General features: G+C 51.7%; 12 protein-coding genes and 1 pseudogene. 3 read left to right on the top strand and 10 right to left on the bottom strand.

From position 1 onward, the window contains the following. Positions 1-5: 5 nt before the first annotated feature. The 7 genes and pseudogenes from ACJHX4_RS07230 to ACJHX4_RS07200 all read right to left on the bottom strand — a co-directional run bounded on the left by ACJHX4_RS07230 (position 6) and on the right by ACJHX4_RS07200 (position 9,313). Positions 6-491 (bottom strand): antirestriction protein, encoded by a 486-nt coding sequence (locus ACJHX4_RS07230; RefSeq protein ID WP_001531954.1) that lies wholly within the window; start codon positions 489-491, stop codon positions 6-8. Positions 492-545: 54 nt separating this feature from the next. After that, positions 546-1,367 (bottom strand): DUF932 domain-containing protein, encoded by an 822-nt coding sequence (locus ACJHX4_RS07225; protein WP_001531953.1) that lies wholly within the window; start codon positions 1,365-1,367, stop codon positions 546-548. Positions 1,368-1,545: 178 nt separating this feature from the next. Then, positions 1,546-1,635, bottom strand: coding sequence for a DUF905 family protein (locus ACJHX4_RS07220; RefSeq protein ID WP_112031555.1), 90 nt, complete (start codon positions 1,633-1,635; stop codon positions 1,546-1,548). Between the two features lie 142 nt (positions 1,636-1,777). Next, entirely contained in the window at positions 1,778-2,233 is a 456-nt protein-coding gene (locus ACJHX4_RS07215; protein WP_000581502.1) for an IrmA family protein, read from the bottom strand. A 75-nt stretch (positions 2,234-2,308) separates the two neighbouring features. After that, positions 2,309-4,826 (bottom strand): annotated as a pseudogene (locus ACJHX4_RS07210) (hypothetical protein). A gap of 120 nt (positions 4,827-4,946) precedes the next feature. Continuing rightward, positions 4,947-8,069 (bottom strand): autotransporter adhesin Ag43, encoded by a 3,123-nt coding sequence (gene agn43, locus ACJHX4_RS07205; protein ID WP_001531951.1) that lies wholly within the window; start codon positions 8,067-8,069, stop codon positions 4,947-4,949. A gap of 371 nt (positions 8,070-8,440) precedes the next feature. After that, a complete protein-coding gene (locus ACJHX4_RS07200) occupies positions 8,441-9,313 on the bottom strand; it encodes a GTPase family protein (protein WP_001531950.1) in 873 nt (290 codons plus the stop codon). Positions 9,314-10,542: 1,229 nt separating this feature from the next. Between ACJHX4_RS07200 and ACJHX4_RS07195 the strand changes: the two genes are divergently transcribed. Next, complete coding sequence (locus ACJHX4_RS07195) at positions 10,543-12,027, top strand: YfjI family protein (RefSeq protein ID WP_001297234.1); 1,485 nt, start codon at positions 10,543-10,545, stop codon at positions 12,025-12,027. Between the two features lie 321 nt (positions 12,028-12,348). Here ACJHX4_RS07195 and ACJHX4_RS07190 read toward each other — a convergent pair whose 3' ends face one another. After that, entirely contained in the window at positions 12,349-12,951 is a 603-nt protein-coding gene (locus ACJHX4_RS07190) for a hypothetical protein (RefSeq protein ID WP_000804452.1), read from the bottom strand. 86 nt (positions 12,952-13,037) lie between these two features. Then, complete coding sequence (locus ACJHX4_RS07185) at positions 13,038-13,244, bottom strand: helix-turn-helix transcriptional regulator (RefSeq protein ID WP_000632609.1); 207 nt, start codon at positions 13,242-13,244, stop codon at positions 13,038-13,040. Positions 13,245-13,995: 751 nt separating this feature from the next. On the opposite strand from ACJHX4_RS07185, the gene ACJHX4_RS07180 reads away from it, so the two are divergent. Next, positions 13,996-14,145, top strand: a complete 150-nt coding sequence (locus ACJHX4_RS07180; RefSeq protein WP_071527034.1) for an Hha/YmoA family nucleoid-associated regulatory protein — start codon at positions 13,996-13,998, stop codon at positions 14,143-14,145. 344 nt (positions 14,146-14,489) lie between these two features. Here ACJHX4_RS07180 and ACJHX4_RS07175 read toward each other — a convergent pair whose 3' ends face one another. Next, positions 14,490-14,687, bottom strand: coding sequence for a hypothetical protein (locus ACJHX4_RS07175; protein ID WP_000236763.1), 198 nt, complete (start codon positions 14,685-14,687; stop codon positions 14,490-14,492). 203 nt (positions 14,688-14,890) lie between these two features. Between ACJHX4_RS07175 and ACJHX4_RS07170 the strand changes: the two genes are divergently transcribed. Further along, positions 14,891-15,460 (top strand): inovirus Gp2 family protein, encoded by a 570-nt coding sequence (locus ACJHX4_RS07170; protein ID WP_000221502.1) that lies wholly within the window; start codon positions 14,891-14,893, stop codon positions 15,458-15,460. The last annotated feature ends 181 nt before the right edge of the window (positions 15,461-15,641 follow it).

Here is a 15,641-nt window from a genome sequence, read left to right as displayed (position 1 = left end):
TCCATTCAGTCGATGATGCGCATAATGGCGCTGCATTCCGGATGCTGCAGGGCGTAATCCCGCAGCCGGTAATAATGGACCGTCATGGCATAACACTCCGTACGACAGGCGTGATGACTGTACGTCATCAGACAGGCAGCAATGCCAGCGGCTTCCGGGCTCATTTCAGCGCGGTTGCCGTTCATGGCATTGAACAGTACCCATGTTTCGTCATCATCGTCATCCGGTTCGGGGGCCATAAATGCCCCGCCGTTGTTCAGAGTGTACAGATTCCAGATACCACCGCAGTAGTCTTCGCACAGACGGTCCATCCAGCCGAAAACACGGGGCTCCAGGGGCACCCACTGTGGAATGAGGCCAAAATGCTGCGGCCAGAAGCTGATGCGCTGTTCATCAGGGACTATGGTGGCAACCAACTGAGGCTGGTCATTCCCTGATGCAGCGGTTACGGAAACAGAAGATGTGGTGGAATTATGTGAAATGGTTTTCATGAAATGACTCCTTAAAGGACAAATAAATGCGTGGTTTTCAGGGTAATGGCTGAATCAGCGCAGGCTCTCCAGCAGGGTTTCCGCCATCACCCACAATGCGCGGTTGAGCTTAATGTCAGTGTCAATGCTGTGAATGGCACGGGTATGGATACGTTTTCCTTTAGCGCTGCGACCTGAAATTCCGCCTTTCAGCATATTCTCCTGAATGGTCTGATAAGCACTCCACAGGTCCTTACCGTAATCCTCCCGGCGTCGTGGCGTCAGAATGTCGGCGGTGGTGACGGGCTGATGTTCGTCACCATAACGGTAAGTCAGTGCCGCCTGTGCCAGCGCCTGGCGTGCCGGTGGCGGCAGAATCAGCGACTGCATGGCATCACGCTTTTCCTCAATCCGGTCAAACACGCCCACCACCTCGTAAGCCCCTTCAATGACTCTGTCCACCACATTTCCCCGGTGCGGAACACGCACTTCCCCCAGAGACTGACCACAGACGCAGCCGTTCTGGCAGACGAACCTGAAGTAACCCGGCAGCATCTGGTAGCTGGAGGTACCGTCATGAGAGTTGAGCAGAATGATTTCAGGGACATGTTCTCCGGTTATCTCTCCGTTACGGCGCAGGCGCAGCATGTGTTTTGTGTATCCCCGACGGCCCGGGTCGCGCACACGGGTCTGGCAGGCAAAGAATGGCTGGAAGCCTTCCCGCTGCAGACTTTCCAGTACGGTGATGGTGGGGATGTACGTATAGTTCTGGCTTCGGGACGTGTGTTTATCTTCCCCGAAAATCCCCGGCACATGGTGCATCAGCTCTTCATGTGTCAGCGGACGGTCACGGCGTATCTGGTTTGCAGCATAACCAAAACGACTGGCTAATCGCATACTTTGCTCCTTATCGGTGGTTAAGATTTACTGGTGCAATAAATGAAAAAAGCCGCGTCTCCCGGAGAAGACGCGGCCTGATGGATGAAATCAATGAGGTTTATTGTCTGAGAAGCCCTCCACTGGCGAGCCACGCATTAAGCTGTTTTCCGGCATCAGCTTCAGAGTTCCGACTGCGTCAGCGTCGCTGACCTTCCGCGTTGCGGATAACCCGACGGAAATGCATTCCCGGGTCATCCTGGATAAACACATTGCGGTAAGCGGTTATGACAGCAACCGCCTGCCCGTATGAGAAAGATCCTTCAGCCAGGACATACTCTGTGTGTAACCCGGCATATCTGGTTTCTCCTGATAAATAGCCTCTGCCATACGTTGTGGCAGAGGCTGAAGCATGAAACTGACTTCAGGGATCAGTTAACATTTTTTCCGGAAACGGTAATCAGCAGTGGATGGTAGTCCTGGGGATCGAAAACCGATAACGGCAGACTGACACGATGGCCGTTACTTTCTTCAGTTGCTTTAATGATTTCGGTTGTGGCGACATTTTCCACGCACTCCGTTTCCAGAAATGCGTCTGTGGTTCGCGTGGCATTACTGTCACCAAAGGCTTCCGTTTCCATTTTTCTGGTCACCAGCGTCTGACCATATTTGTCTTTGAGTTGCAGAGTGATGGTGAGGGGGCCAAATCCTTCATCGTTTCCGCCATTATCCAGCCGGAACTGGTAAGCACAAATATTTCCCGGGAGCCATATCGTATCTGTATTGCGTATACTGATGTAACGTTGATCCTGTGCCCGGAGTGGGGCAGACCACGTTAACCCCAGAATGAAGGCGGTAATCATGCAGGTTTTGAACAGGTGAATCATGGTATTTACCTCTCTGAGTCATGACGATGACACTGACAAATCAGGTGATAAAACGTAAAAGGCGCAGAATAGCCGTTATGCCGGTAACTCCGGGGGTAATGTTTCTTCCAGTCGGTTAACCATATTGCCGAGATGGGATGCATCATATTCCATGACGGGGCGTTGCCTGATGATACTGACCACCAGTGGTTTGATTAACATGTTGGTCGCGGCCCGTTGTTGTATACCGGCAGCGAAAATGATCTCCAGAGCATTCTGATCGATAACACGGGCCAGATTCGCGTTCAGATTTTCAATCTCATGTCCGGTCAGCAGGAAACTGCCGGCAAGCCATGTCACCTGCTCCTGAATCATTGCCAGAATTTTGACGCGATCTTCTTCAACCAGCGCTCCGGCAATTTTTCCTGATACAGCGGAGGCAATCATTCCCCCCAGAACACCGCCAACCACACGCCCTGTCAGTGCACCAAATGGTCCCAGTGGACTGAACAATATCCCGCCCGCCACTGACCCGACAGCACCACCTGCCACACAGGAAGATGCCACGGCAAGATTCCTGATGAACTGCGCACCGGAGATCCGTCCCCGCAACATTTTGATCATGTCAGGGCCGGTTGTGACAGCTACCAGTGCCAGAGATGTCACCAGCGTACCCTTCATCACTTTGTTCAGGGCACTGATATTTCCTGCACCGGTCCCCTTCTGAAGCGCCTGCCGGACAGTCGGGCTGGCCGTCGAAAAATCAATATGCTTCAGCATACCCTGAACAACACTGAGCCGGTGAAGTTGCTGGGTTGTGACGTAGACAGCCAGTGTGCGGGTGAAGGTTTTTCCTGCCTGGACAGCAGCTGTCTGCAGGGCAGCATCGCGATCGCCGGTGCTGAGCCAGAAGACCGATGCCGTCAGGGCAAAACTGATCCCTCCGGCCGCCAGACTGACAACCGAACCCTCGGCAATATCATAAGTGACCGATTCGATGGTCCCGAACCGGGTGATATTACGGGCCTGAGTATAAGTCAGATGTCCCCGACGAATCAGCCGGGACGCTTCTGCGGGATCGGTTACACCGGGTACTTTACCTTCGCGGATCTTATTCCTCATGGTTTCAACAGCGCCGGCATACTGATCACGGGGGACTTCCAGTTGCATGGGGCCATTATTTCCCATGTAACGATACTGTCCGTTTTGTCCGTCGAATGCCGCACCGACGCTACGGGCTGCAGTTGAACAATATTTCGTCTGGATTTCTGTTCCGCTGACCAGTCTGTCTGCTCCATTTCTGGCATTATTATCACCGAGGATCCGTGCGTTTTTCAGACGGACTCTGTCGACAAATATGGTTTCCCCGTTCAGCGGCAAACCCATGTCCCTGCCCTCCGGAAGCAAACATTTTCTCATTTGTACTCCAGGTTTCCGGCAGTTTCATGAGAATCAGACCATTCGCCGTTGCATCGGAAATAAAGCTGTTGTAAGGGCGTTCATAAATTTCCTGACACAGTGTTTCTGTTTCGCGACAAAGAGAGGAGCAGTACCATTCCGGATCCGGCTTATGATTTTCCGGGGCATGATGTACTTCTGTCAGCCCGCAGGAGGCACAGATACGAAGCTCATCCACGTGATGGAATGATACAAAACGGCGACCTTCTGAAAAGGGATACCAGTCACCGCCGTCCAGGCAACGATCGAGAAAATCGTCATTCGCTTCCGGTGATAAATTCAGGCGGTTCCGGAAGAGCGTTTTCAGTTCATCAGGTGTGAATGACAGGTTCTCTTTCAACTGTTCGTTAAACCCTGCCATGTTTCTTTCATACCAGGCATTGTTCAGTAACCAGTTTCCGTCTGCCAGTTCAAATTCCCTCAGCTCTCCCCGGGAAATCCGTTGTGAAATGAGCGTCAGCCAGATGCGCTCCGTCAGTGAGTCAGGAAGGCTGTAATCGTTTTGCAAACTGGTCAGCCACGATTTACTGTTGAGCACCGGTTGTTCTTCCAGTGTCTGGCTGATGGCACAGGTCAGTTTTTTCAGCGCCTGGATCTGGCTGGCCGCCCATAGCAGCGTCACTAATGCAGCCAGCCAGTACAACAACCCGCCCCACCACATCAGTGACGGTGAAATATCGTACTGTAACGCGATCAATGGTGCGCATGCAGAACACGCCATAAGGAAAAAGGCAGTATAAAAACAGCAGTAATACCCGTTAATTTCCTTGCTGATATCTTCTGGTGTGATCCCGTACTGCTGAATGTTTTTGATCTGCAGGGGAACAGCCAGCAGACCACCGGCGAGAGCGGTGGTCAGAATAAATTTCACAGAGTCAAAGGTGTGAGCCTCCAGCGCGATATGTTTACCATCAAGTCCCCACATGAAGCTGATGATCATTCCGGCAATCGTCAGAAATACGCCTGCCAGCCAGCGAATATGGAACAACCGGGTTATGCGTTCGGTGATATAGCCAGCCAGTAAGGCCGGGCCGAACAGACACAGCAATATGAGCCCTGCCAGCGCAGAAGCCGTGCTGATTAATGCTCTGAACAAAAGGCGAAGAATGGCAAATCCTGCGATCAGCAGGATCAGCGCGCCGACTATCTGTAACATAGTCACTCCGTGATGAATATCATGTTATTGTTAATGCCAGCGAATGTGGCGTTGAAGATCCGTTGCGCCGGTCCGGGTCCCGGTCATGATGACCGGGACCACAGAGAGGCGATGGTTCTGTCAGAAGGTCACATTCAGTGTGGCCTGACCGTTATACCCTTCAGCGCTGCTGCCGCTGACGCTGTGGGCATAACCGACCTGAACGCCCAGGGTGATATTTTCCCGGACACGGGCTTCCAGTCCGGCCTGCAGGTCCAGTGATGTGCCATTCTGTGAGGGAGAGAACGTCATCCCGCTGCCTGCAGTGGAAGTCCCCACACGCATATCTCCCCGGGAGCTGAAGGTGCGGATAACAGAAGGCTGTACCCACCAGTTCACCGGTAATTCACTCACACTGTGTTTTGCACTGTCACGCAGGGGGGCACGGGATGAGGTGCCTTCGCCAAAGGTCATATCGTTGTGGCTGCCCAGACGGAAACCGGCACGCACATGTTGTGCACTGCCATGCCCGAACTTCACATAACCGGCGTTGTCCTTACCGTCATCCAGGGAAAGTCCCTGCCAGGTATACTGCAGTTGTGGCTCCAGCATCAGGTTGTCAGTGATACTGAAGGGCAGACCGGTTTCCAGTGAACCCAGCCAGCCCCAACCCCGGGCGCGGAAGTCGTTATTGTCCGTTGACGCTTTCATGCTGTGGCGGGTTCCCAGGGCCACAATGTCAGCCCACAGTCCGGAGGCGTTGTGTATCAGATTCAGGTATCCGCCCAGGCTGCCGGCATCATCCCGGACCGTGCCGGCACGGGAGCCGTCATCATCCTTAACATCAACGGAAGAATGGCCAGCAGCACCATATACCCCCGCGGTCACAGACATACCGGCAACCTCTGTTCTCATCAGGTCACCCTCCAGACGGACGAATCCATAGCTGCCGCTGCTTTCCGGCGTGGCCCCACGGGCAATACCGCCATTGTTATCGTGACCGAGATGACCGCCCTGAATGCTGAGACGGACGCTGTTGTTTTCACCATTTACACCGGTCTGATGGCTGCGGGAGCCTGCCACAATCCGGTCATAGTCCATTGCCTGTGTCAGCATGGAGGCATACAGGGGGACTTCTGCACGATAAGCATTTTCACTGCGCAGATACCAGCTCTCATCACTGTCCCGGTTGAGGGAGTAGTTAAAGGCACCGGCCTGCAGCCTGTTCCCCTGGACAAAGGCCCCTTCCTCCGTGGTGGCACCGTTAATGGCTTCAACCACCTGAATACCCTTACCGCTGGTCGCCAGCCCCGACGCACTGTTGCCGGCGTTCACCAGGTTCAGGATGGTTTTTCCGGTTGCCCTGCCGCCGTCAATGACCAGTCTGTCAGCATTGTTCTGTGCCATATCCGGGCGTACACGCAGGCTGATGGTGCCATTCTGTCCGTTCAGGTTTTTCACTTTCAGGGTTGCCGGTACGAACTTCCCTGTGCGGGTGGAGGTGAAATGAATCTGTCCGGCATGGCTGAGGTCATCCACCACCGACTGCACCGTGGCGTTATCGGGGATATTCCAGGTGGCACCGGAGGCGAGAGTGACATTCGTGGGGTCAATGGCACCGTTCAGCACAGTGCTGCCGGTCAGCTTCAGGGCTGTACCGCGCTGAGCAATGACATCCGTGGTGACGGTACTGTCGTTCAGCGTCAGCGTGCCTTCATTCAGGTTGACGGTTTTCTGGGTGAGTGTGGTGTTGCTGACAGTAAGTGTGCCACTTCCTGATTTTTCCACGCTGCCGTTACCGGTGAGAGAGCCTCCCTGCAGGAGTGCATCGCCTTCACGGATGGTCAGGGTATCGTTGTTCACCGTCTTCCCGGAAAGGGTAAGTATGGCGCCGTTATTCAGCGTGGTGGTGCCCGCCAGTGTGCCGCCCCTGGCGGTGAACAGTCCGCCATTTACCGTGGTATCCGTGGCCGTATCACCGGCGTTCAGCGTGAATGAACTGCCTTTTTCCAGCATCAGGGCATCCGCCTGACCGCCTCCGATACTGAATGCCTTTCCGTCGCTCCGGGTACCACTGACAGCGGCACCGGAATCGGCCAGCAGTACACCGCCATTTCCCATGGATACGGTGGTGGCGGTACCACCGTTGCGGACATCCAGCGTTCCGCCATCATCCACGCGGGTATTAGTGGCTGTGTGTCCGGTCAGCACATCCAGGCGTCCGCCATTTTCCAGTACGACATTATCAGCTTTACCCTCCACAACCGAGAATGCTCCAAGGCGGTTTATGCCGGTAACGGTTGCAGCCGTACTGGTAACCAGTGCACCGCCCGTGTTCTGGGTGACTGCAGTGGCTTCCCCGCCGGCATGTACCCTCAGTTCACCGTTCTGATTAACGGTGGTGTTACCGACAGCACCACCTGCCTTAACAACCTGCCAGCCCCCCTCGTTAATTACCGTGTTCAGCGCAAGTCCGTCCTTGTGCACATACTGGTAACCGCCATTCAGTGTGGTATTCAGGGCCCTTCCGTGTACCGACTGGTCACCACCTGCGTAAATGAGAGTGTCACGGGCTATCCCGGAAAATAAGATAATCTGCCGTCCATTTTTGTTGATGGTGGTGGATTCTGCTGTTCCCTGGACCTTCTGACCCGTGTACGAGTTGTCAGAATCCGGGCCGCCTTCTGCGCCGGTGTTGATGATGGTTCCTGTTGCCAGCCCGCCACTTTTAACGCTCTGGTAACCGTCGCGGTTGATAATTGTACCGGTGGCAACCCCGCCCTCATGAACCCACTGCTCGCCTCTGTTATTCAGCGTGGTGTTCACCGCCAGCCCGTTCAGGCTCTGTCCCCCGCCGTCACGAATAACCGTATCACTGGCTGTTCCCCCCTCCAGCACGACCTGACGACCATTTGTGGTAACAGTGGTGTTTCCGGCTATCCCGCCATTCTGTATCCATTGCCCACCGGTGTTTTCTTCACTGTCCGGCCCCAGTTCCAGCCCGGTACTGATGGTCATTCCGTTGGCCGTACCGAGGACAATCTGGTTGTCATGATTTTCCAGTGTTCCGCCGTTCACGGTTTCACCTGCCTGTACAATACTGTCAGCAGCCAGGGCCGGGACTGACGTGACAGCAGCAAGAGACAGAGCAACCGCCACACCGGCGCCTTTTCCCCGTGAGCGGGCCAGTTCGGAGGCCACCACCAGGGTGCCCGTAATGTGATTCCATACCAGCCTGTAGCTGGTGTTCAGATGTCGTTTCATCAGCTTTTCCTTACAGAGGGTGAATAAAAAAGCCGGTACCCACAAATGTGGATACCGGCAGGTACAAAACAGCATGGTCAGATAAAGTGGTTTTTCCCGGACATAAATGCTTCCCCTCTCTCATCCGCCAGAGAAGTATCAGTCCGTTGTGTGCAATTCCGTTCTGCATGATGAAGAGATTCAGCTGCCTTTTCGCAGGCCATTAACCACTATAAACGATCGATATCAGCGATCGATACCTGTTTTATCGATCGTTTTATTCTATTGATAGCAGGGCGGTCACGCAAGAGAAACAGGAGGGTATGAGGGGGTTGTGTCATGTTTTCAGTTTGTTAATGCAATATAATCAGGCATTTCCCCTGGCAGAGTGTTCAGAAGAAAATCCAGTTCCATACAGCGCGGGCAACAGAGACCACCGAGTCACGGACGGCACGCAGAACCGTGCGTGCAACAGAGGCAATACAGACGCTCTCCGCCGTGTCAAATATCCGGTCCACCGCACCGGTAAACTGTTCACGGGCCTGAGACCGGACAGATTCCGTGCGCAGCTCGTCCTGCAGTCGGGTCATCAGGGGACTGGCGGCATGGTCGGGAAGCGCTGTCATGAGCGCACTGACCAGCGTATCCAGTTCCCAGCCGGTGCGGGCCGATACGGCCACAACCGGATGTACGGGCCGGAACAGACGGAATACCGCCTCCGTTTTTTCGCGAATATTCTGTGCCTGTGCAGGAGAAGGCTGAATACCGGCCATATCCCATTCATGGCAGGGCTCCGTTTTGTCGGCCTGCGTCACCACAAACAGTACCCGCTGATGTCCCCGGTGCAGGATGTGTCGCCAGAAATACTCATCCACAGACAGGGCACGGTCATCGGCTTTAATCAGCCACAGTACCAGGTCCAGTTCAGGCAGAATGTCACGGTACAGGGCCTCATACTCTGCATCCCTGTCCCGGCTCTCGCCCACCCCGGGCAGGTCAGTGATAACCATGCTGTGACCGTGGCCACTCAGACGGAAGTGCCGTACTTCCCGGGTGCCGGCGTGAACATCACTGACCGGGGTGACCTCCCCCTGAAACAGTGCATTACAGAGTGAGGATTTACCGGCCCCGCTTTTACCCATAATGCCAATCACGGGTTCGTGACGGGTGAGTTTGCGCAGATGTTCCAGGATGTGACGGGAAAGCGAGTAAGGCAGGGAGGAGAGCGGTTTTTCAATTGCCTCAATGGCATCAGACGGATTCATACATGTATTCCCGGTGAAAAAAGACAAAACCCCGCGCACCGGAAAGGTGGCGGGGGATTCACGGAGATAATATCTGTCTGAAATTGTTTTGAATCGATGGGATTGTTGCGTATTAACATGAAGGAGATCAGGACTTATCCGTTACTGGGTGATCTCCTTCCATGAAAATACGCCGTTATTGTTAAACAGCAGGCTGATTTCTCCGTAAAGGGGAAAATATTTATCGGCTGCATGATTATCAGGTGTGTCTGTGTTTACTGCTGTGAGTATTTTTCAGTGTATTGTGGGGGAGATGTCAGTGGGAGATATTAAATTTACGTTTATAATTATCTTACTTCTTCTGTGTGTTTTTTATAAGAGTGCACACGTAATGATATCTGTTGATACCATGTGGTTAAGTGTTTCCCTTCCTGGTCATGCGTAATGATTAAATGCTTTTGTGACACCATTCTTCCGGTCTGAATATTTATCCCGTTCTTTTTTATTTGTGCAGTGATACTGTCGGAAGAGAATTCAGTAATGTGAGGTGTCCTGGTCAGGATAATATCTGCTGAGATATTATTAGTTGAGTATGTTTTTACTGAGCAAAAGCTGGCTTTTAATTCCTGTACTGAAACGCTGTCGCTCGTCCGGGGTTAACTGAAACTGGATGATGATGTAAAATGAAGGCTGTTTTTGTGTTTGTCGAAGAAGTGTTATTTTAATCCATTCTCATCATTGGCTGGCGATTATACAGAAGTATTTGAAGAAAAAATGGTGCATTTTATCTGCGTCAGCAGGGAGGAAGTATTTTATTGATGTATCAGTATTAAATGGTTTTTGTTATTTATAAATATGTCATCCTGTCCATAGAATATTGTACTCAGCATTCAGTGCAGGAACTGTAGTCTTCTTTATTTTATTCTTCTTCAGGAGGGGGTGATTCCTGAAGGCGTTATTCCCGGTGTTCTGTTTATGATTCTTCCCGGCAGGAAACCGGTATCTGCAATACCCGGGATGATGCTTTTTGTTCGTACGTGGTTGTGTAAAATTTGAATAGTGGATGTGCTCTGAAGGGAAGGAGGGGACACACAGATTCATTTTGTCTTTCTTCAGCAGCAAAACACACTGTGGTTATTATTTAACCATTAAATCAACAAAAATTTTTACCTCATATTGATTTGACTGCTATTTTTGCTATTAATAGCCAGAATTGCAGTGCTTTTATATCTGTGTGTAGTGAGGTTACTATGTCATTCGGTCAGCCTTGTGATGAGTTTCCCCTGAGTTCGCTGCCTCCACTCATTCGTGATGCCGTTATTGAAGCTCAGCAAATTACGCAGGCTCCCCTTGGGCTTGTGGCAGCGTCTGCCCTGGGCGCTGTTTCACTTGTCTGCCAGAATCTGATTGATGTCTGCAGACTGAATACACTGCGGGGGCCGGTCTCTCTTTTTTTCCTGACGCTTGCCGAGTCCGGAGAACGAAAAACCGCAGTGGACAAATTATTAATGAAGCCCCTGTACCAGCAGGAGATGCAGTTATATTCCAGATACAAAAGTGAACTGGCTGTCTGGAAAAACAAGGAAGAGCTTTTAAAGGCTCAGAAAAAAGCATTGTTGTCAAAACTGAATAAAGAACTCCGCAAAGGCGCGGATGAGTCAGAAACCCTCAGACAACTGGAAGTACTTCAGAAAAACAGTGCGGAAGAACCTGTGAGGTATAAATTCATTTTTAATGATGCCACGACTGCGGCAATTAAGAATCAGCTTTGTGGTAAATGGCGTTCAGTGGGTATTATGTCAGATGAAGCCGGTATTATATTTGATGGATATACCCTGTCTGAGTTGCCTTTTATTAACAAAATGTGGGATGGCTCTGTATTGTCTGTGGACAGAAAGAATGAACCCGAACAGATGATTGAAAATGCCAGAATGACGTTATCCCTCATGGTGCAACCCGGTCTTTTTGACCGATATATGGAGCGAAAAGGTTCTGTTGCCAGGGACAGTGGTTTTCTTGCCCGTTGTCTTATCAGTAAACCTGCAACCACGCAGGGGAAACGCTTTATTAACGGAGCTGTGATTCCGGGAGGATCATTAACGGCATTTCATGAACGATTAATGGAACTGGCCAGAGGCAGTATTGAAAAATCCAGTGAGGATGAACGGTATTGTCTGCATTTTTCGCCTGAAGCGCAAAAAATATTTATTGAGCACTATAATGTTCTGGAGCAGGATTTATCCCCTTCCGGACCCTTAAGCCCGTTTCGGGGACATGTTTCAAAAAAAACAGAAAACATTGCAAGAATTGCAGCGTTATTTCAGTATTTCAGCTATGGTGAAGGGAAAATCTCTGCCGATATCATGACGTCTGCTGTCGTAATAAGTTCGTGGTACACAGATGAATATAAAAAATTATTTGCGTTACCTGATGAATCTGAACTGCAGCAGAAGGACGCCGAGGAGCTGTTCGACTGGCTCATTGAGGAGTGCCGCGGAGAATGCCCGCCCCGTGTCAGGAAAAATTATATTCTCCAGTGTGGCCCGGGCCGGTTCAGAAACAGGAAAAAACTGAACGCATTGCTGAACATTCTTGAATCTCAGTTCAGGCTTTCTGTCGTGCCGGAAGGAAAAACCATGTATGTTCTGCTTCCCCAGATAGCCAGTTTAAAGTTGTCTGATGTCTCTGGTATTTTTACCTCGGGTTATCACTACAATAAGCTGAGAGCGAAGTAACCGGTGAGCAGTTTTTCTCCATTATGCTTCAGACTTAGATGATTGATTATTATTGGGATTTCATCACCGATATTCAGATGTATGAATATCGGTGATGAACTAAAGCTCAGGAGCTGCGTGGTGGTGATGAATCAACAGGCATATAACTGATACCCGCCGGTCAGAAGTTCCAGCCTGCGACTTTCCTGTCTGCGTGCCCGCAGTCCGGCGTTCAGGTGCAGCGTGTGACAGAACGCACGGAGAGCGAAACGGCAGGCAGACAGGCCGTTCAGTCAGCCCTGGCACCCTGCCCGGATACCAGCTTCCCTGAAACAACTGGCATCAGGTGCGCTTATCGTCAACCGTTGTGCGGTATGCCAGGAGCACGTACTGATCCATCAGATCCGTCAGTGCTGCGCTCTGCTTCTGACGGTTGATGATCCATTCCTCCAGCTCTTTTTCTGATTTCCGTTTCAGATTCTCCGTCCAGTCGTCAAGGCAGTTTCCGGTCATTAAATCAAGCCAGCAAAGCCAGACCAGTTTGAGGCGCAACTCCGTGCCACCAAACTGACGGAAGAGGCTGATCAGTTTATTTGCCAGCGAACGCTGCCTCAGACGTTCACATTCAGACAGGAGAATGCCTTCCAGCATCGGATGATGAACCAGCAGATGTTCACTGGTGCATAAATTCACTATCAGATCATCATCCAGGGGCGGCGTGGTCCGTTTGTCCGGACCATAAATCAGCCGGTGCAGACTCTGGGGTACGATGGCAATCTCCGGTTTTTCACCATTGAATGACACCCACCCGGGCGTCAGATTATGGAAGTAGTAGATATTCGGATGACACACGCCCCAGGATACGGCGTGCCGGGTGAAGCCGGTCAGCCATTTCTGGTAGCTTTCGTGGAGCAGCTCGTAACGGGTCTGATACTGTGGTTTCATTTTCATATTCCTCACGGGGGATAACAGGCAGCAGAACGCCGCCGGCAGGCCGGAGACTGCGTCTGCTGCAGATGAACGGTTAAGAATTACGGACGGGACTGTGCAATACGCGCCTGCAGCCAGGCTTCCACTTCGCTTTTCAGCCATCGGGAGCTGCGGCCCATTTTGATGGGCGCAGGAAAGTCACCATCCTTGATGAGTTTGTAAAACCACTTATCGGTCAGGCCGGTCAGTTGAGTGATAAATGCCATGTCGACCATCTGGTCACCCATCAGTGAAACTGGGGTGATCATGAGAATGTTCCTCCGGATGTTGTTAAACCAGCCGGTGTGGTCATGAAAACAACGCACCACCTTCACCGGCATAACAACCGGGGAGAAACGTAAAAAATAATCGGGAATGTGACCGCCAGGAGATAAACGGGGAGGTTACGGTGGCTGAGCCGTACCGGTATGCCGGGTGGTTGTTACGAAACGATGCTTCCGCACGCGCGCGCGATAAAGAAGGGATGATTTTCGTGAGGAAGAGGGGAAAACTGGCGTTCTGATAATTGCAGAGTTATTTACGGGGCGGTTACGATGGGGCAGACCGTGTCCGGTGGGCAGGCGACAGGTATCACCGATGGGATAAGACTGTCTGATTGGTATTATAAATATATAAGAGAGAGCAAACACATGAGATCAAATACATGAGTTCATATATGTGAAATAAACACGGTGAGTGTGATCAGTGGGCATGATGAGAACGCAGTATCAACAGACTGCGCTATCCCTGATAGCTGGCGTATAACCTGCGTATATAAAACGTACCAGCAACGCACGTGAACAGAGTGCATTAAGCATCCGTCGTTGACACCGACCTGGTGAGTGACAGTCTGAGAGACCGGTTAAGTGGTGGTACGGGAGTAATGAGTTTGGGGAGGGTACCAGAATGTCAGTCTGGTACGGTATGCTGACAGTATCACGTTAATTGCAGCATAAAGTGATGAGAGGCTAATGGAAGTTAAAACCAGAGCAGTTCCGTCGTTGTTCATCCCGGGAGACACTGGAAAAAGTGATTTCCCACACGCGTTATAAGCTTACTCCAGCGGAGATGGAAGCCTTCAACTCTGCGGTCGATCACCGACTGGCAGAACTGACAATGAACAAGCTTTACGATCGTGTTCCCGCTTCAGTCTGGAAATATGTCATCTGAGCGTTCGGTAATCACAACTGCATCGCGCCAGGTGTTATCCGCTTTGTGATTCTTATTGGCTCTTCTCAGGTTATTAAAAGCTGAATATGTTCCTGTTGTCGGGAACCAGGATAATACCGGGAACGTTAAGCGGTATAGCGACAACAAAGAATTCGAAATCAAAAGGGAATGGTGTACGGAGGTGTAGGCGGTAATGGGCCGATTTTCGGGCATTACCGACCTCTGCTGAGGTTTTCTCGTATTTATCGGGGAGCTGGTGCGTTACTGTCACTGTCTGGCACAGCAAACGCAGAGGTGGCGGGGCGCTCTGCTCCGCTGACTCCGGCTAATCTCTCCCCTTTTACCTACTGCAACAGTACAAATACACTGACGCCTGAAACGACAGCCAGAATCAGCACAGGCAGTAACGTCAGTAGACAAAGCAGACGATCGGTATTTCGGTAATAATCGAAGGGATCTGCTGACACGTAGCCCGGGCAACATTCCGTATTATGAGGGATGGCGTTATCACAATCCCTGCACACCGTTTTGCGTATCACCATCACGTCCTCCTCACAATCTTATCCGTAACCGGCTTTTTGCATTAAAAAAACAACGCTGAAAATTCAGCCGTCAGTCCGGAGACGACAGTCGGGTTATCTCAGAGTGCCTGAGATATTGCCTGGTTGGAGATCACTTCAGGGACTCTGCGCATTTTTTACGGCGTGGTTAATCCGTATGAACGAAACCATACGGAGATTTAACCATGACCTACAAATACAACCCCTTCTGGCAGCAACGTATTCGTGAGACGGTGCGGCACGCACTGGATGTTCATCCCCGTCTGACGGCATTGCGGGTTGATCTGCGTCTCCCGGATGTACCGGCAGCAACGGACGCGGCTGTGATATCCCGCTTCATCAATGCCCTGAAAGCCCGAATCGACGCTTACCAGAAACGTAAGCATCGGGAAGGTAAACGCGTGCATTCCTCGACCCTGCATTACGCCTGGGCCCGGGAGTTCGGGGAGCTTAAAGGCAAAAAACACTATCACCTGCTGCTGCTGGTCAACCGGGATACCTGGTGTCGTGCCGGCGATTACCGCGCTCCGGGGTCACTGGCCGGAATGATTAAACAGGCGTGGTGCAGTGCCCTGGGAGTGGATGTCGGGTGCCATGCCACGCTGGTGCATTTTCCGGCCTGGCCGGCGGTGTGGCTGGAACGCGATGATGATGCTGGTTTACGGGATATGCTGAAGCGTGCTGACTATCTCGCGAAAGAGTACACCAAAGTCAACGGTACCGGTGAGCGCAATTTTGGCTGTAGCCGGAGTTGAGCACGACTGGCGCGCCAATATCCGGCAAACCAAAAGTATGGGTTGTTGTCTGGCGGCAACGATGTATCCACTCGCCCACTGACTGTTTTTTACGTCAGTGTTCCATTGTGTGACAACCACAGTGCTGTAACAGCAACCAGCCTGCTTTACCCAAACTCCAGTCCAGATTTTAACTGAACCG

This window comes from Escherichia sp. WS2035 (assembly GCF_046487065.1).
Lineage (GTDB): Bacteria > Pseudomonadota > Gammaproteobacteria > Enterobacterales > Enterobacteriaceae > Escherichia > Escherichia coli.
The sequence above is the reverse complement of the archived record's forward strand: the minus strand, read 5'-3'. Positions and strand labels throughout refer to the sequence as shown.